Source organism: Terriglobia bacterium (assembly GCA_020072645.1).
Classification (GTDB): domain Bacteria; phylum Acidobacteriota; class Terriglobia; order Terriglobales; family Acidobacteriaceae; genus Angelobacter.
This window is the reverse complement of the sequence record JAIQGK010000004.1, coordinates 97,450-115,052: the sequence shown is the minus strand read 5'-3', so window position 1 is coordinate 115,052 and position 17,603 is coordinate 97,450. Positions and strand designations below refer to the sequence as shown.

The window sequence follows — 17,603 nt, the reverse complement described above, 5'->3', positions numbered from 1 at the left end:
AATGCTCATGGCACTGATTGGAAGATTGTGAATTAATGCGATGCTTGGAAATCCACCGGCGGAGTTCGATCTTAGTCCGGTTCGTTTGCCCTGCTAAGGTTTTGCGTCCGGCGCTGCTGAAATCACACTGCGCTCGCGGAATGGCAGTCTTAGTTTGCGCACCACTTCAGGCCAGAACTCACGCAGCAGATCATAGCCCATGCTGCCGGCGATGCTAATGCCCACACGCGTTGCTGCCGGCGGAAATCCCTGATCATTTCCCGGATGATACAGGTTGGAAAGGGCCACGGTGCTGGCGGTTGTGGCCCACAATGAATAATTCGGCATCTTGTTGCCGGAATCGCTCCGCGCTATGACAGTATGGGATACGGCATACCACATGCGTCCCCGCGTGGATCCATTTCCTTTGCGATAGTAACGCGGATCTTGCCGGAAGATGACCGGATAGAAGAATTGACCAAAAAAGTTGGACGCCTCCGTATCTATCAAGGCCGCGCCATAACGCCTGCCATAGGCCACCGCTCCCTGGCCCCATTTGCTATCGTCATTTTGCCATTGCGAGAATCCTGCGCTGGCCGCCGCTCCTATAAAGGTCACGGGGTCGATGCTGGTCTCCACGAACATATCAAACTTCTGACCGGCATTCAGACCGCAGATCTTCTGCCCTTTCTTTCGCCGGGCCGGAACAGTCGTCATCTCCGGGTTGCGCGCAAACCACGCGGCAATTCTCTTGAGCGGGCCGTCATATTCGCTTGCGTCGAACAGTTCAGCCGGCCTGTCGCACGGCGTCTCGATTGCACTGGCAACTGCCATTATTGGCGAAGGTGGGACGGACGAGACGTTCAGATTCCCTGCTCCGGCTAACGCCAGTAAGGAGCTCCCGCCTTCTGGATTTGAAACCAGCAAGAATGGCTGTCGATTGGGCTGAGGCACATCGCCAGGCACATACAATGTCCATTCCGGGGCAGTCACTGTGGGATCGCCCCCCGGAATACCTGAGCTCTGCCCGGTCGCCGCGACGCCAAGCGACCAGATGAGCAGGTTCAAGAAAAGCCAGCGCGGTTTCAAGAGACGCCCCCTTTGATTTTGCCGGGCCCCTTAATCAACGACTAAGGGTACTGACGATACGCCAGGAGCGGAACTGACATATTTGACAGGGGCAGTAGAAATCCGGGTTATGCCTTGAAGCTGGCCAAGTCAGTGCCCGGCAGGGAATCCACGGTGACCTGTTGCGGTGCAAAGCAACAAACGCAAACAGAAACAAACAAAGCAACCAGAGCCAACGCCCCAACAGATTGCCTGCTCGTCTTGTCCCCTTTGCGGATATGGCCCCTGCCGGCTGACATTCAATGCGTTCTCACTACCACTTAAACACATCACTGAGCCGCCACGGATTCCGGAGCGCCTCAATTTCAAGCTCATTCTGTTTGTTGATCTTAAACTGGCACGCTGGAAGCAATGTACCTGTACCCTTGCCATTAGCGCCGAGATCAAGCTCGATTGCGGACAGACTATAGTCCTCTGAGCGGCGATCACCCCAGGCTTCGCCAAACGTGATGGGCCGGTCAGTGACCAGGCGAATCTTGCGTCCGGTCGGCGTCTGAAAGATCCGAATATAGTTGACGTCATAGCCCAATGTCCCGGTCATGCGGATCCGACCCTTGGAAGACATTTTGCTGATTGCATTAGTAAGACCGTTCATTCCGTGCGATGCGAATGCGTCTATCAGGACCTTTTGGTCTTCAGGTGTGGAAAGCTCATTGATCGTGATCGTCACGCCAAAAGTCTGTCCCATTTGCTGTCCTTCTCCGAATGCCTGTGCCTGAAATTGTTCGCGCTGCGCCTGTCCAGGCGAGCTTATGAACACGAGGAAAAATACAAGCGCGGCGGAAACCATAAAAAATTGCTGAATAGAGTGCCTCATTATTTCTTCCTTCCTAATCACCCTGTCTCATGCTCTTGGCTTTATCCGCGGCAAGGTTGATTTTCTTCTTGACGGGGCAAACGCACGCGGCCTTCAGCTTCCGTCACTTCCAAGGTAGAAGGTGAGAGCGTTCTCTGAAACTGTCAAAAGTCATAGAGATCAGCATTTCCTGATTGACTTGCAGAGAGCGGGGGGTCGGTGTCTATCCATGAAACATCACTCTTGAGACTGCGCATGGACGATCACACCTTGCAAAACTTTCGACTGTCAATATTGACAGTTCCGTGTGACGTACGCGGTCTTTAATGTGGACTTGCCGGCAGTACACCGGCAGGGCGTTCGCCGCAAAATGTAAACGAACGCAAAATGAGTCGACTCCATTCGGTGCGACCGCAATCGCATCGCCAACGATTGAGATAAAAAATAAAAAAATAAGGAGTAGAACCATGCCATTCAAGAATCCAAAGGAAGTCTTTGTCATGCTGCTCAGCGACGTGCGCCGCAGCACCGAGCGCTCGATCAAATTTTTCAATGAGATCATTCCGCTGGTGCAGGATACGGACGTAAAAGAAGCCCTGGAAGCAAGGGTCTTCGTGTCAGGCAACATGCTCGCATCGCTGGACCAGTGCTTTAAACTGATCGGCGAGCAGCCGATGAAACTCAGCGGGCGTCTGCAGGAGACGTTTGTTGAGAATTTCCTCGAGGAACTGTCCGAAATGCAGTCCCCCGTGGCGAAGCACCTGTTCATCCTTTCGAAAATCAGCCATCTTGTTCACCTGCGCATCGGTGAGCTTGTGGCCCTTACCACGGCTGCTGACGTGACAGGCCACTTTGCAGTAGGTGTACTGCTGGAGAGCGTCCTGGCCGATTACGTTGCTTTCGTGGAGCGCACGAGACGTTTAGTCAGAAACCTGATCGAGACCAAACTGGCGGAGCGGAAAGCTGCCTAAGCAGGTACGGTATTGAATCAGCTAAAAGTTGAGCCGCCCGTGGCTCCGGCAAGCTACCGGACCTACGGTGCGGCTCTTTAAATTGTGGCGCAATCGCCACGGATCGCCCGCCGTCTTCATTGGAGCCGATTAAGAGCAGCAAGCAGCCAAGCCCGCGCTAGCTGAGCGTGATGTTACCGGATGTCAACTCTATCCCGGATCAAGGATGCATCTGCCACTTGGTCTCAAACGTCGGACCCAGTATCTGGTTCAAGTGGTGCTTCAAGTGCGCGACGTAGTCTTCGGCGATCCAGCCCAGTGTGGCCGGCGAGTTGTTGCCGATGTTGCATGTTACCGTTGCGGCTTCTTCCGAAAGCTGGCCAATCACATGGGCAAGAAAACGATTGTATGCGGCCCAGAAATCGACCAGGAAGTTCCAGTCGACCTCGGCAAAATTCTGCAAGTCCACCAGCGCGTTTTGATCGTAACCGGGGAACGTAAGGCCGCCTTGCTGAGCGGCGCGGACGAAACGCTGATGGTTGTTGGACGCGGAATCCAGCAAATGGCCGAGGATCTCTTTTTTGGCCCACTTCCCTTCAGCAGGACGAGTGGATGTATCGGCGTTATCAAGTTTCAGCAGCAGCGGTTTGGCCTGGGCCACTGTGCGGCCAAGGTCAGAGGCGATGGGAGGAAAAGGGTTCATAGGCCACGCCTTTATAGATTACAGTTGCCAGGGATTCAATGTATTGATTCCGGCAACCTGGACATCCTTTGTGTTCCGAGTAACAAGAGTCAGGTTGTAGTGCAGCGCTGTTGCAGCCATTAAGCCATCGACGACCGCAAGCGGCGCTCCGGCTGTCTTGGCTTGAGCTGAGATCAGCCCCCAACGTTCGGCAATATCCAGACTCACATCAAGAATCCGTCCTGCAAAACGCAATACCAGATCATTGGCCAGCCAACTTTCAAGCAGAGCACGTTTGTTGCTGCGCGGAAGTGAGTCAATGCCTTTGCGGATTTCTCCGATGGTCAGCACGCTTAAATGGAGCAATTCCTCGCTCGAAGCCTGTATCCATGAAATAACCTTTGCTTCTGGCCGGACCTTGGTCAGCTCGGAAATTACATTCGTGTCAAGAAGATACCCGCTCACAGGTTGATTTCCCTGCCATAATCGCGCGGCCGATCAAGCTCCAGATTTGCCCCTGCCAGAGGGGACTTAGCAAAAAACTCGACCAGGCTTTCTGGCTGTCTGGACCGAGATCTCAGGCGTTGAAATTCTTCAGCTGCCACAACTACAACCGCATCTTTGCCCTGCCTGGTAACCCATTGCGGGCCCTCCGCCCGCGCTTTTCGGAAAAGCTCGCTGAACCGGGCCTTGGCTGTCTGCAGTTGCCAGTTTCTATCACCCATAGAAATGGCTCGGGATTTCTGTTTCTTTTTCATATTCTGACCAGTCTGACTAGTCAAGCATATCATAAAAGACTGCCAATCCACATCAACAGTTCGTCCATGCCTGTACGACCATAATCCTTTTTCAAACGAGAGAACGCCAAGTATAGATAGAATGACGGGGCCCGATCTGCATAAGTGCTTAAGGGGGATCTTTGCCGCGTATCCGCCATGAAGTCTTTAATCATGTTTTGTTCAGCACCAAGGGTCGTCACCCGACGATCCCCAATGATATGAAAGAACGCTTATGGACTCACATGGAAAGCATATGCAAGCAGGACAAGATAGGCGTGCATGCGATTGGAGGCACAACAAACCATGTCCATCTTCTGGTTGAGCCTCCGCCCACGCTTTCCATGGAGGAAATGGTGCTCAAAATACAGGTGGAATCATCTGAGTGGATGAATCGCCAAGTAGACAATTTTTCCTGGCAGGAAGGCTACGGCGCATGCAGCATCAGCAAAGCCCACGTTGGAAGTGTGGTGAAGTACATCCAACATCAGGAGCAATATCATGCAACGACGACTTATGAAGAAGAATTCCTCACGTTTTTGAAAGAGAATGGGATTCCTTACGATCCGCAAGATGTTTTTGGATGAGAAGATCAGAAACTTTTTGCCGCGAATCAACGCGCCCAATTTGCTTGATCTGCGCTCATCAGCGCAAATCTGCGGCGAATGGGATTACTCGATCCCCAAGTCTTTCCACTTCTTATCCACCTGCGCTTTAGTCTTCTCATCCATCAGGATTTCATCTGGCCATGGGCGTGTGAAGCCTTCAGTCGGCCATTTGCGCGTAGCGTCGATACCCATTTTGGACCCGAAATTCGGCAGGCGAGAAGCATGGTCGAGCGAGTCCACAGGGCCGAGTGTGAACTGGATATCGCGCTCAGGATCGATATTGTTGAAAACCTTCAACACCACTTCGCCGATATCCTGCACATTCACGTCTTCATCGACTACGACAATGCACTTGGTAAACATGGCCTGGCCCAGCGCCCAGATGCCGCTCATGACTTTACGCGCGTGTCCTGGATACGACTTGCGGATGGAAACGATCATCAGGTTGTGAAATACGCCTTCAACTGGCAGATTCACGTCCACGATTTCCGGCAGCGTGAGACGCATCAGCGGAAGGAAGATGCGCTCCACGGCTTTGCCCATCCATGCGTCTTCCATGGGCGGCTTGCCCACGATGGTGGTGGCGTAAATAGGGTTCTTGCGGTGCGTGATACAGGTGACGTGGAAGACCGGGTACTCATCTTCCAGTGAGTAGAATCCGGTGTGGTCGCCGAACGGGCCTTCTGTGCGCAACTCGTCAAGCTTGACGTAACCTTCAAGAACAATTTCCGCCGAAGCTGGAACTTCCAGGTCAACGGTTTCGCACTTCACCAGCTCGACCGGCTTTTGACGCAGGAATCCAGCGATGATGAATTCTTCAATCTCCGGGGGCGCAGGAACAATGGCGGAAAAAGTTAACGCGGGTTCGGTCCCAATGGCTACTGCGACTTCCATGGTCCCGCTGGGACGATCACCAGCGGCAAGCATTGACCCACCGCCGGAGCGTGCCATGATATCTACTCCAGCGCGGCGCTGCTGCACAGGCAAGAGTGCCTGTGCCACATGAGCTTTGCTCGCAGGCGAGGGCGCCTGCGCTCCATGGTCTTTATTTAATTGTGATTGTCCCTGGCGCAACAGATCGCGGTAATGCTCAGCAGCGACTTTCTGCCGTTGCCAGTGCATGCCAGCGGTGGTGGCATCATAAATCTGGATGCGGTACATGCCGGTGTTGCGCTTCCCTGTTTTGGGATCGCGGGTGATGACGCAGGGCAACGTGATGAAGCGGCCGCCATCCTGAGGCCAGCATTGCAGGACAGGAAAATCGAGCAAAGAAAAATTCTCTTTCTTAATGACCTCTTTGCAGGGCCCTGTGGGCACTATCTTGGGAAAGAACTTGCCCATATCGGCGAGCATGGGCAGCATCTTCAGCTTTTCCAGAAAGCCTTCTGGCGACTTCATATTGAGCAGCTGGCGGATGCGCTCGGCGATTTCGTCCAGGCTGTCCACCCCCAGCGCCATCTGCATGCGCCGCTCTGAGCCAAACTGGTTGATGAGTACGGGAACGCCGTTAGCGCCTTTCACGTTTTCAAACAGCAACGCCGGGCCGCCGGGGCGGCCATACTTTTTGACCGCGCCTTTAGACACGCGGTCGGCAATCTCAGTGATCTCCAGGATGGGATCGACTTCCGTGCGTATTCTCTTCAGTTCGCCGGCCTTGTCGAGCGCGGCAATCCATTGTCTTAAGTCGTCAAATGCCAATCGGAACTCCTGGGCGTGTATAGCTTTGCGTGACTGGCGATTATATAAGGAAGCAACTCAGCAATCAGCAGTCAGCCAACCCGATTTCACCGCAAAGGGCGCGAAGGACGCAAAGAAAGGAAACAAGTTTTAAGTGTCTGAAGCACGCCAATTTCCAGAACAAGAACGAACGGCCTTTTCAGACGACAAACAAATTGCTCAACTCCCCTTTGCGCTCTTAGCGCCCTTTGCGGTAAAAACAGGTTGCTGAACGCGCCGACAACCTGAAAGCAGCAGCCCACATCCTAATCTTCGAGTAAACCAGTTTTTGAAACGCCCAACTTTTGAGCAAACCAGCTTTTAAGCAATCATCCCAGGAGTCCCCGGTTCCATGGCCACAGCAATCAAGAACGAAAGCCAATATATTGATGCATTCTTAAAATTAACTTTGCGGCCCGCTTCCGCCTCTGACCTTATTCCCATGCTTAGCTCGCTTACGCCGGGCCAGAGGCAGGATTTTGTGGAGCTGGCGGATTCCAACCACGTGGTGATCCGAGCGTTTGAGGTATTGAACCGCGTAGCCGGTAATCGCGGAAATGCCGACATCCAAGCCTGGGCGGTAGAAACGCTGGCAAAAGAGCGCGCACGTATCTCCAATGCGTTGAACCATCTGGAAGCGGTATGTAATGCGCTGGAAGAAGAAGGCTGCCCCACGGTGGTAATGAAGACGCTGGACCACTGGCCTGATCTGGGTAACGACCTTGACCTGGTTTCAACCGGATCAAAGGCAAAAATTGTGAATGTGTTCACCAGGCGTTTTGGGGGCAAGGTGGAAGCGCGCAGCTGGGGCGACCGGCTGGCATGCAAATGGAACTTTTCCATTCCTGGATTGCCTGAGTCGATTGAAACGCATGTTGGCCGCCTGGGCCAGACCGGCGAACACATTGGATTGGCCAAGCGATGCATTGACCGTCGGGTAACGATACGGCTGAACGGAAACGCGTTTTATGTTCCCGCGCCGGAAGAGCGGATCTTTGCGGCCACGTTGCAGCGCATGTATCGGCACTTTTACTTCAGGGTTTGTGACATTCTGAACGCGACGGCCATTATTGAATCTGGCAAAGTCGATTTCCGCGAACTGCGCAATGCTGCGACTGTGGCGGGCATCTGGCCGGGCGTTGCCAGCTTCCTGAAGATTGTTTCCGACTACGTGCAGCGCTATCGCGGCACGCCGCTGGAGTTGCCGGCTGAAGTGATTACCGCCGCCACCATAAATGGCGACAAGATTTACACCCGCGCCCGCTTCTTGCGCGTGCCCATCATGCCGTACGGAGCGCGGCTTTACACAAAACAAATTACCCAGGCGGCTTTCAGCGGCAATGTTCCGGCCACATTTCGCCTGAGCCTTTTGCCGCCGCTAGCTTCCGCAGCGGCTGTAGCGTTCAAAATTACCGGCAGCGATAAAGGCGTCTGGTAGCAGCGGGTTCACGTTTTATCTCTAAACGCAGAGAAGAGCGACGGTTGGTTGTCCGTCGCTCTCTGTTTTCTTCGACCAAACTTTCCGCCGCTTAGCGATGGCCGGAAGACGATTTCGAATCGCTATGGCCGCCTCCGCCACCATGCGACGAACCTCCACCGCCGCCATGGGATGATGATCCGCCGCCGCTGCTGTGCGATGAGTATCCACCGCTGCTGTTGCGTGAGTATGAGCCACCGCCACTGTTGTGCGATCCCGAGCCCGCTCCTGAGTATGAGCCACGAGATTCACTGCGTGGCGCAGGCGGATTGTAGCGAGGCTCATTGTGTTGGGCCGGCGGATTGTATCTGGGCTCGCTCCCCCGTTGCGCGGGCGATGAATTGCCCGGCTGTTCTCTGGGCGTAACGATGGGCCGATGCAGATCGAGCGGAGGCCGGCTGTTGCCGCCAGAGTTGCCCTGCGCCGTATGATCAACGCGGTCTGCAGCGGAAATACCAGGGCCTGAACCGTGATCAATGGCTGGACTGTGGTCCTGGCCTGGACCGCGACCTGGGCCCGAACTGCGGTCGGCGCTGGACGGAAATTTCTGCCAGCCACCGCTTTCCGGCGTATGCGAAGTCTGTCCCGCGTTGCGATCAGAAGATTGCGACATCCCGGAATTAATCTGATGATCTCTCATTTGACGGTCGTTTATTTGATGGTCGTTGATCTGGCGGTCGTTGATCTGGCGGTCGTTGATCTGGCGACCATTCACTTGATGATCGCTCACTCCGCCGGAGGAGTTTCTCGGATTTCCCGACGATTCAGAGCGACCGTTTCCCACGTCGCCACCAGAATGAGTGGCGGGGGAACCAAACTTGTTCCAGCCGCTATGATCGCCGCGGGAATGGTCCTGCGCCGTGTTGCCTGGCGAACCAGCAGCGGTAGATCCGCCGTTCGGCGCATGCGCGTTGTTCATGCCTGACTCAATGCGGCCTCTCTCATTGAACGAGTGCTGCCCAGCGCTGGTGTTCTGAGCGCCGTTTGTCGCGCCGCTGGAGCTGCCATGGGAAGCACCGGCAGCTTCCGGCCCCACAACACGCTGCACGCGCTGCATCTGGTCATGGAATGATTCCTGCCTTGCCGCAGGAGGCGCGTGTTTGGTAAAGAAGCGATCGCTGTTGCGCGTCTGTATGCCCGCGGGCGCGCCAGCATTGCCGTTACCGGCATGCAGGCTTTCCCGCGAAGGAACAACCGGCAGGTTCGCCGTCATCACACGGGATTCGCGCAGCTCACGCTCTTCCACGCCGTGACGCCAGCCTTCATGGCCGCCGCGACCAAAGTTTTCGGCTGACACACTGGTGATCGAGCCGCGCACACGCGGGTTGGTCAACGCCAGACGCGCGTTTGAGTAATAGGGCTGACGTCCGCGCACGGCGAGCGGAGCAATATAGCCGCCATGGCCGTGGAAGTTATTGATCACGGTAATGTTGACTACGTTTACGCGATTGAAGCCGCGTCCGTACCACGGATAAAACGGATCATGAGGGCCTACGGGGAACCATCCGATTGAGCCAAAGCCGAAGCCGGAATGATGTCCGAAGCCGACAAAGAAGACGAATGCCGGAGACCACAGCGGCCGGTAGCCGACATAAAGAGGCCCAGGCCACCAGCACCAATTATTCCCGTAATAAAACCACCGCCCATAGTGATATGGTGCCCATCCCCACGGCTCATAAGACACCCAGGTCCAGCCGTAATAGGGCTCCCAGACCCATCTTCCCGTTTGATACGGGGCCCATGTTGCTTCCTGATAAGGTTGCCAAACGTTGCCATATCCCGGAACGTAAATCCATCTGCCGTGTTCATCCAGATCATTCACGCCGGTGTAATAGCGGTTGGTATGGCCGACGCTCTCTGAGTCCCGCACGATGTGGTCGCGATCACTATTCCAGCGGTCCCAATCATCTTTCTCTGGCGCGCTGCTGACTTTATATTCCGGCTGGTCCGTCCCGCGGATGGTGATAATCTCGCCTTCCCTCACCCGGGTGCTGCCCTGCGGCGTGGTAATTTCCGCTTCGCCCTCGCGCACGATCACATCTGTCTGCGAGTCTGAAACCACCTGCACGCGGTAGCGCCCCGGCCGCAGCGGACGCACCGCCACATTGGGCGAATCGATTTCCACGTCCGCCTCACTGCCCTTCAGCATCGTGTAACTTGCATATCCCTGCCCGACTTGCACTTGAATGCGCCGGGGCGTCAGGTCAGCAATCTTGGCCTGGCTATGCGCCGCCAGCCGCAGGATATTGGCATAGTCAAGCTGAACTTCTGTGCGCGCATTCTCGCCGGTAGCCACCTGGTCACCGCGCACCACAGGCGCGTTGATCGACGTGCTGCCCCAATCTCCGCTATCGCCGCGCTGCGTTGAAACATCGCCATGGATAAAACTGATTCTGGCCACTACAGGCGCGGGCCCTTCACTCCGTGGCGCCGCCTCGCCATTCGGTCCTTGCGGATAATTCTGCGCCAGCGCTGGTTCCTGTCCGTCATTGGTGGACGCTGCATTGCCATTCGACCCGTTATCGTAACCCTGGTCCTGCGCCCACGCACCCAGCGCTAATCCTGTCACCGCAAATAATATGATTGCTAACCTGGTCACCGTTTTCATGGGTCCTCTTTAATCTCGAATGCGCTAACCTCTTTTTTAAGCGGCGCGCCGGGGATCAGCTCGGCGCGCCTTTTACTTCCCTCTTGTAAAGCTACTGATTCAACCGTTGACAAGGTGATTGCATGTTCCGTGCCAATCGGATGGAGAGGTATCTGCCTGATTCAGTGCTCTTTAGCGGAGGTTAAGATAAGTAGACGCCCCCGATGGTGGTTTTCAACCACTAAAGGCGGTGGATTTAGGCCGGATCGCCGCCACATGGCCTTTATTTTTCCTGCAAGTTTCCTTCTCTAGCACCGATCTTTACCCGATGGAGCAGTCTAGCTACGCATTAGGAGAACGCTGCCATGCACTCTACCCGCTTTCGTAGTTCACTGATTCGTTTACTAACCTCAACAACTTCCATACTCGTCACAAGTTCCGTCCTGTTCCTTTTCGCTCTTGCTGCCGCGCAGGATTCCCCCGGACGCTTTGAAGCCGGCGCCGCCTTCAGCACCCTGCATATGCCGGGAATTGCGGCCCTTGGCTCCGCACTGGAAGGCGACGTCAACTTCGGACGCCACTTTGCCCTGGATGGCGCAGGGAGCTGGTTTCCCAACAGCACGCGGGGCAAAAGTGCCGCGACCGGCTTTTTCGGAGCCAAGGCAGGCATGCGCACACAGCGATTCGGTTTCTTCGGCAAGGCGCGCCCCGGGTTCATGACTTTTGGCAATGCCTTTCGCGGAGAAACCGTCATTCTTACCCCAGCACCGAACGGGATCGGCAGTGTCAGTAGCATTTCTTCTTTCCGTGTTGGCCGGCTCACGCAACGCGCGCTCGACCTTGGCGGCGTCGCGGAATACTATCCCGCGCGCCATTGGGCCTTCCGCTGGGACCTTGGCGATATGCTCCTGTTTCAAGATAAAGGTCCAACATTCACCTTCATTGGCGTAGGCACACCGAGTCTCCCGCCCATCATCGAGCGTTCCCCGGGTGTCACGCAGCATTTCCAATTCAGCACGGGCATACATTACCGGTTTTGAAAGAAGCACGGGAGAACACCAAAGCCGCTGACGAGCAGTTTAGTTTGCTCCTCCCGATCCGCGCTCATCCGCGTTGATCAGTGGCAAATGTTCTGCAAGGCCGGACTGCCACTTTCCCGCAGCTGAAGCGGCAACTTTAGCGTTGCTCCAGTACCTGGCCGATCATCGTGTGCTCTAAGCCGGCGTACTTGCAGTACGTCGCGTTCTCCTCTGTGCGGTGGTACGAATGTTCGCAGCGTCTCAGCGAACCCTGTCCGTCAAACCAGCAGACGTTGTAATAGGTCTCGAACTTATCGGACTCAAATATTTCGCCAGGCACGACATCCAGCGGCTTATCTTCTGGCGACGTCAGGTACCGGTAAGGGTTTTTGTAAACCAACGTCTGGCCATCGATTTCCAGCACCACATAAAGATCTGAGCCCACCATGAGACCGCGAAGAAACTTGCGCGCAATCGGTACACCCAACGCAGCCAGCGTCACAATAGATACAAATAAAATCCCTGTTATCAAGTGATCCTTCCCTTGCTGCGTCGGCTTTTACTGATTTCGCACATGATAAATGCGAAGCCGCGCCAGACTGAAAAAATCGCGCGTGCCAAATTCTGTTCAATCCCTCACTGCCTTTCTTGACCGACTTCTCCGATTGGAATACTGATGGAAACGCCCTGCGGCATGGCGCGATGATATCCTTGCACATTCCAAGAATGCCCCGGGGAGGAGCTATTGGCCGTCATGCGAAACGCATTCCTGCTGCTTACTGCCATATTTTTCACGAGTGCTGCTTTTACCGCGCAAGCCCAGCCACCGTCTTCCACGAAGCCGGAAAACAAAAAGGCAACAGCCGACAAGGGCATGGCGGCCGCAAAGGCCCCAGATTTCAACGGCGCTTCATGGTGGAACTATGTGAAAGTTTTGGCCTCCGACGATATGGAAGGCCGCGAAACCGGAAGTCCCGGCTTGCGTAAGGCGCAGGAATACGTTGTTGAACAGCTAAAAAGCGCTGGACTGGAGCCTGTGGGCTCACGGTCGTATTACCAGCCGGTCCGCTTTGAGTCGAGACAGATTGTGGAGCAGGATTCCAGTCTGGCTCTAATACACAATGAGCAGGTGGAACCGCTTACGCTGGGAGACGACGCTATCTTCAGCACGCGTGTTGATCTTGCGCCCGCCGTGGATGCGCCGCTGGTCTTTGCCGGCTATGGACTCACCATACCGGAGTTGGGTCATGACGATCTTACCGGTCTGGACCTGAGAGACAAGGTGGTCGTAATTTTCCCGGGCGCTCCGGCGGAGATTCCGGGCGCTCTGGCTTCGCACTATCAGTCGGCTGGAGAGCGCTGGAAGGCGCTGCGCAAAGCCGGGGCCGTGGGCGTGATTACTATTCTGAATCCTGCAGCCATGGATATTCCCTGGTCGCGTATGTCGGCCAACCGCGCCCATCCCAACATGGCCTTAAAAGGTGCTGAGTTTGACGAGACATCCGGAGAGAAGCTGGCAGTCATTTTCAATCCGGAAAAAGCCCAAAAGCTCTTTGAAGGCTCCGGACACACGTTGCAGGAACTGATTGATCTGGTGAAGGACCGCAAGCCTCTGCCGCGCTTCCCTCTTGTTCCAACCATTCGTGCAAAGGCTTCAGTCAATAAGAAGATGGTGGAGTCGGCCAACCTGGTAGCGGAACTTCCCGGCAGCGATCCAAAATTTAAAAATGAATACGTGGTGCTCTCAGCGCATCTTGATCATCTGGGAGTGGGTGAACCCATCAACGGCGACCGGATTTATAACGGCGCCATGGATAATGCTTCCGGCAGCGCGGTGCTGCTTGATCTGATCGCATCCTTGAAAAAATCGCCAAAGAAACTGAAGCGGTCTCTGCTTTTTTTGTTTGTCACCGGCGAAGAGAAAGGCCTGCTCGGTTCGCGCTATTTCACCACACATCCTACGGTTAAGCCGGGATCGATGATTGCCAACATCAACATCGACATGTTTCTTCCCATTGTGCCGTTAAAAGTCTTGACGGTATATGGACTGGCCGAATCCGACCTGGGTGACATGGTGCGCGAAGTCGCTCAACCGTTAGGCGTACAGGTGCAGCCCGATCCTGAACCGCAACGCAATTCGTTTATCCGCAGTGACCAGTACAATTTTATCCGGCATGGTGTGCCGGCACTGGCCATGAAGGTGGGATTTGAGCCAGGGTCGCCACAACAGGCAATTTTTAAGGACTGGCTAACTCAGCGCTACCATGCCCCTTCTGACGATCTGGACCAGCCAGTAGATCTGGCGGCAGCCGGCAAATATGAAGACGTTACCCTCGGGCTGATGATACGTCTTGCTGAGAGCGCAAACCGCCCGCAATGGAAGCAGAACAGCTTCTTCCGCCGTTATGCGCCCATGTCCCCGGGACTTTATTGAGAACAAAAAGCCCTGCCATGTGACAGGGCTTGAAGGAAAGGCTATCCGGTCGTGGCTTTCTTCTTTTACCGCGGAGTCACTGGAGTGTTTCCGCGTCTCTTTTCAGAGTTTACTTACAAAAGCTGCCAACGCCGATGCTGGACAACGCAAGACAAAGATCGACGCGTCCATGCCCCATCTGCTGCACGGCAAACGCCCGGGAAATTGCATTCGCCACATCGCCCGGTTTATACGTGGGCCGCGCCTGCAAAACGAGCGCTGCTTCTCCGGCAACCAGCGGAGTGCTGAATGACGTTCCCCAGCCCGCCGCATAGTTTCCGCCCGGATACGTAGTGATTACGCCTTCGCCGGGGGCCGCGATGAATACTGAATTGGTGCCAAAATTGGTGAAGCTGCTCTTCGTGTCAGAGTTATTTGTCGAGCCGACTCCGATCACGCTGTTATAAGCCGATGGGAAAACCAGAATCTGTCCGCCGTCATTCCCTGAAGCCGCCACTACCACCACGTTTTTGCTGAGCGCATATTGGATGGCGTTTTGCAGAGCCGGTGAACCCTGTGCAATTTCAAAACTCATGCTGATAACGTTCGCGCCGTTGTCCGCAGCGTAATAAATTGCGCGAACGATGTTAAAGAGATCGGAGCTTCCGTCGCCGGCAAAAGCCTTCAATGACATGATGTACGCGCCGGGAGCCACCAGGTGGACCAGGCCTGCCGTCATGGTTCCGTGACCGAACTCGCCGGGAGGTCCATCCAAAATGCTGGTGGTTGATTGGCTGAGGATTGCTACCGTGGAAGCGTTCATCTCCACCAGGTTCTGGCCATCGAGAATGCTGGTGGTGGACTGCGCCAGCGCGGCAGCCATCGCCGGGCTCAAATCGACCAATTCTGAAGGATCATTGACGTTGGCGATGAAATTGAATCCAGGAGCTAGAACATTTTGCAGCGCCGGGTGCGATGTATCAACTCCTGTATCAATAACGGCAACCGTAATCCCAGTGCCGGTAAAGCCGGAAGAAGTCTGCAGATCATGCTGGCGGATGATATTGGTAGCCGGCTGAGTTACATAATTGCTGGCCACCTGCGATCCGAAATAGTTGACCACGGTGCGATCCGGCAGGCCATCCAGAATCGATGTGGTGGATTGGGTCAGGCTGGCGCTTGTGGCCCCGGAAAGCTCAGGCAAGCCAAGAGCATGATTATGCTCAAAACTTTGCACTGCACTGTCAGTAGAAATACTTGGATCCACAGAAGAAGTTGAAACCAGAAAAACGCCGTGGGACGAGCCTTGTGTCAGTTGCGTGAGACCGTGTCGTCCGCAAACGTCCTGCACTTTGTCAGGCGAGGTTACCAGGACGAAGTTGTCCTGTCCCCAGAGCGACAGGCCCATCAAAAGACACAGGCCGACACAAATTTTTGCCAGCACATTGAATCTGCTGCTCAGAGAAGGACGCGACTTGCTTCGGAAGGATCTTCCATCCTCTGACGCATCAAAAAAAGCCAGCTCTCTATTTAACGGCTTTAGAAGCAGATTCTTTCGTGCTGCTGTCTGTTCCGCTATTCCGTCTCTCATATCGCAAATCTTCCCTTGGTAGTTTGCCATGCTGAGTCGTATCGCTCCGTGACGGCGGTCACAACCGTTCACTTTGTCTACGCTCAAAAATACGGTAGCACCGGGGCACGACGCCCAAAACCGGCCTGTTTCCGCGCGTCACGCCGAGATCGCTTTTTGTCGATTCCGTCGACCTGAGGGGAGTATAGCGACAGTATTTGCCTGGGGTGTAAAGGATTTTTTTTACGAATACAAAAGGCGTGATCCAGAAGCGAATTTATGACGAAATTAAAGATGCCACAGGCTGCAGCTTAAGAATGAATCAAGATGCTGATTCCAAAATACTTATTTCACAATTGACAAAATGATTAGGATCGCCCTAAGTCTAAATCTTGTAGATTAGCTGTTCCTAATAAACTCTGAAATAAGGCCTGAAAACGGGCCCAATCCTTAGACTTATTAATAAATTTTGAGGCCTTTGAGGGAGATGTTTTGGGGGGCTATAAGCTCTTTTACTTGCCGCTGGTGCTTGTGGTCGTCGTCGAGCTCGTTCCGCTGCTGCTGACCACGTTCATGAGTGACTGATAGAGATCGATACGGCCATATCCCATGTCACTAATCTGCTTGGTCTTGGAGAGTGCATTGGTAATATCGCCGGGCTTGCTCGCCGGACGTGCTTGCAGTACCAGTGCAGCAGCACCGGCTACCATCGGTGTGCTAAAGGATGTGCCCCATCCTGCAGCATAGTTGCCGCCTGGATACGTGGTGATGACGCCTTCTCCTGGAGCGGCAAAGGTGACCACGCCGGAACCATAGTTGGAGAACGCGCTTCTAAGATCAGTGCTGGTGCTGGAACCGATTCCCTGCACTCCGCCGTAGCTGGCGGGATAAACCAGGGTTTTCAGGCCGTCATTGCCGGACGAAGCAATCATCGTTACGTTTTTGCCCAGCGCGTACTGGATCGCAGCCTGCAAGCCGGGTGAAGACTGCGACATGCTGAAGCTCATGCTCACTACATTGGCACCATTGTCAGCTGCGTAGTAGATGGCTCGGATGATATCTGAGAGGTTTGAAGAGCCATCGGCGCGAAAAGCTTTCAGCGGCATAATCTTTGCCGTTGGCGCTACCAGGTGAACGATTCCGGCCGTCATTGTGCCATGGCCGAACTCAGCCAGCGAACTATCCAGAATCGAAGTCGTTGACTGATCGAGAATCGAAGTTGTGGATTGGTTCAGGATCGCCGTCGCCGAATTAAGTACCAGGAGGTTCTGCGCATCCAGGATGCTGGTGGTGGATTGCTGCAACTGGGCGGCTACTGTGGGATTAAGATCTGCCAGCTCAGAGGCGCCCAAAGTATCACGGGTAAAGTCATAGCCCGTAACCAGCGCGCCGGATAGAGCAGGATGTGTCAGGTCAGCGCCTGTATCAATAATCGCCACGGTGCCTGAGCCGGTCAGCTTTGTGGCTGTACGGGCATCGCCCAGGCGAATGATATTGGTTGCGGTCTGGGTGCTGTAATTGCTTGGCACGACGCTACCGAAGAAGGGGACCAAAGTGCGTCCTGGCAGCGTATCAAGAATGCTGGTCGTGGATTGAGTCAACGTGGGCTGCGTAAGACCTGTCAACTCCGGCAATACCGCGCGCTGCTCCGGCTCAAAACCAACTACCATCACATCCGATTCGACTTCAGTTTCAGTGCCGGCAACATCGGCGGATACCGAGGTCACCAGCATCACGCAATTCGTGCCGTCATAAAGCTCTTTCACCACCGTGAGGCCGTGCTGGTTCACTACGCTCTGCACATTGCTGGGGGACGCCGTGAGAATGTAGCTTGTCTGCGCCGTGAGCGGCAGACCAAGCGCCAGACACACCAGTAAAAGTTGAAGAAATTTCCTCATTGTC

The 17,603-nt window shown here is 54.7% G+C and carries 15 protein-coding genes; 5 read left to right on the top strand and 10 right to left on the bottom strand.

Annotation, left to right across the window (positions count from 1 at the left end):
* Positions 1-93: 93 nt before the first annotated feature.
* Positions 94-1,068, bottom strand: a complete 975-nt coding sequence (locus tag LAO76_07485) for a hypothetical protein (GenBank protein MBZ5490758.1) — start codon at positions 1,066-1,068, stop codon at positions 94-96.
* A gap of 292 nt (positions 1,069-1,360) precedes the next feature.
* Positions 1,361-1,924 (bottom strand): hypothetical protein, encoded by a 564-nt coding sequence (locus LAO76_07480; GenBank protein MBZ5490757.1) that lies wholly within the window; start codon positions 1,922-1,924, stop codon positions 1,361-1,363.
* Positions 1,925-2,403: 479 nt separating this feature from the next.
* Between LAO76_07480 and LAO76_07475 the strand changes: the two genes are divergently transcribed.
* The gene (locus tag LAO76_07475; GenBank protein ID MBZ5490756.1) at positions 2,404-2,874 is read left to right on the top strand and encodes a DUF892 family protein; all 471 of its coding nucleotides are present in this window, start codon (positions 2,404-2,406) and stop codon (positions 2,872-2,874) included.
* Positions 2,875-3,073: 199 nt separating this feature from the next.
* Here the strand turns inward: LAO76_07475 and LAO76_07470 are convergent, their stop codons facing one another.
* The 3 genes from LAO76_07470 to LAO76_07460 are packed head-to-tail and all read right to left on the bottom strand — an operon-like array spanning position 3,074 to position 4,260.
* Entirely contained in the window at positions 3,074-3,556 is a 483-nt protein-coding gene (locus LAO76_07470; protein MBZ5490755.1) for a DinB family protein, read from the bottom strand.
* 18 nt (positions 3,557-3,574) lie between these two features.
* A complete protein-coding gene (locus LAO76_07465) occupies positions 3,575-4,000 on the bottom strand; it encodes a type II toxin-antitoxin system VapC family toxin (protein ID MBZ5490754.1) in 426 nt (141 codons plus the stop codon).
* On the bottom strand, positions 3,997-4,260 hold the full coding sequence (locus LAO76_07460; GenBank protein MBZ5490753.1) for a type II toxin-antitoxin system Phd/YefM family antitoxin: 264 nt from the start codon (positions 4,258-4,260) through the stop codon (positions 3,997-3,999). The genes LAO76_07465 and LAO76_07460 overlap by 4 nt, the downstream gene beginning before the upstream one ends.
* A 194-nt stretch (positions 4,261-4,454) precedes the next feature.
* On the opposite strand from LAO76_07460, the gene tnpA reads away from it, so the two are divergent.
* Complete coding sequence (gene tnpA / locus LAO76_07455) at positions 4,455-4,898, top strand: IS200/IS605 family transposase (GenBank protein ID MBZ5490752.1); 444 nt, start codon at positions 4,455-4,457, stop codon at positions 4,896-4,898.
* Between the two features lie 84 nt (positions 4,899-4,982).
* Here tnpA and LAO76_07450 read toward each other — a convergent pair whose 3' ends face one another.
* Positions 4,983-6,617 (bottom strand): UbiD family decarboxylase, encoded by a 1,635-nt coding sequence (locus LAO76_07450; protein ID MBZ5490751.1) that lies wholly within the window; start codon positions 6,615-6,617, stop codon positions 4,983-4,985.
* 370 nt (positions 6,618-6,987) lie between these two features.
* Here LAO76_07450 and LAO76_07445 point away from each other — a divergent pair, with 370 nt between their 5' ends.
* Complete coding sequence (locus LAO76_07445) at positions 6,988-8,073, top strand: hypothetical protein (protein ID MBZ5490750.1); 1,086 nt, start codon at positions 6,988-6,990, stop codon at positions 8,071-8,073.
* 91 nt (positions 8,074-8,164) lie between these two features.
* Here the strand turns inward: LAO76_07445 and LAO76_07440 are convergent, their stop codons facing one another.
* Entirely contained in the window at positions 8,165-10,720 is a 2,556-nt protein-coding gene (locus LAO76_07440; protein ID MBZ5490749.1) for a FecR domain-containing protein, read from the bottom strand.
* Positions 10,721-11,064: 344 nt separating this feature from the next.
* On the opposite strand from LAO76_07440, the gene LAO76_07435 reads away from it, so the two are divergent.
* Positions 11,065-11,739, top strand: a complete 675-nt coding sequence (locus LAO76_07435; GenBank protein MBZ5490748.1) for a hypothetical protein — start codon at positions 11,065-11,067, stop codon at positions 11,737-11,739.
* Positions 11,740-11,875: 136 nt separating this feature from the next.
* On the opposite strand, the gene LAO76_07430 is transcribed toward LAO76_07435, so the two are convergent.
* A complete protein-coding gene (locus LAO76_07430) occupies positions 11,876-12,250 on the bottom strand; it encodes a hypothetical protein (protein ID MBZ5490747.1) in 375 nt (124 codons plus the stop codon).
* Between the two features lie 222 nt (positions 12,251-12,472).
* Between LAO76_07430 and LAO76_07425 the strand changes: the two genes are divergently transcribed.
* A complete protein-coding gene (locus LAO76_07425; GenBank protein MBZ5490746.1) occupies positions 12,473-14,152 on the top strand; it encodes a M28 family peptidase in 1,680 nt (559 codons plus the stop codon).
* Between the two features lie 109 nt (positions 14,153-14,261).
* On the opposite strand, the gene LAO76_07420 is transcribed toward LAO76_07425, so the two are convergent.
* Positions 14,262-15,575, bottom strand: coding sequence for a S8 family serine peptidase (locus tag LAO76_07420; protein MBZ5490745.1), 1,314 nt, complete (start codon positions 15,573-15,575; stop codon positions 14,262-14,264).
* A gap of 638 nt (positions 15,576-16,213) precedes the next feature.
* On the bottom strand, positions 16,214-17,599 hold the full coding sequence (locus LAO76_07415; GenBank protein MBZ5490744.1) for a S8 family serine peptidase: 1,386 nt from the start codon (positions 17,597-17,599) through the stop codon (positions 16,214-16,216).
* Positions 17,600-17,603 lie beyond the last annotated feature (4 nt).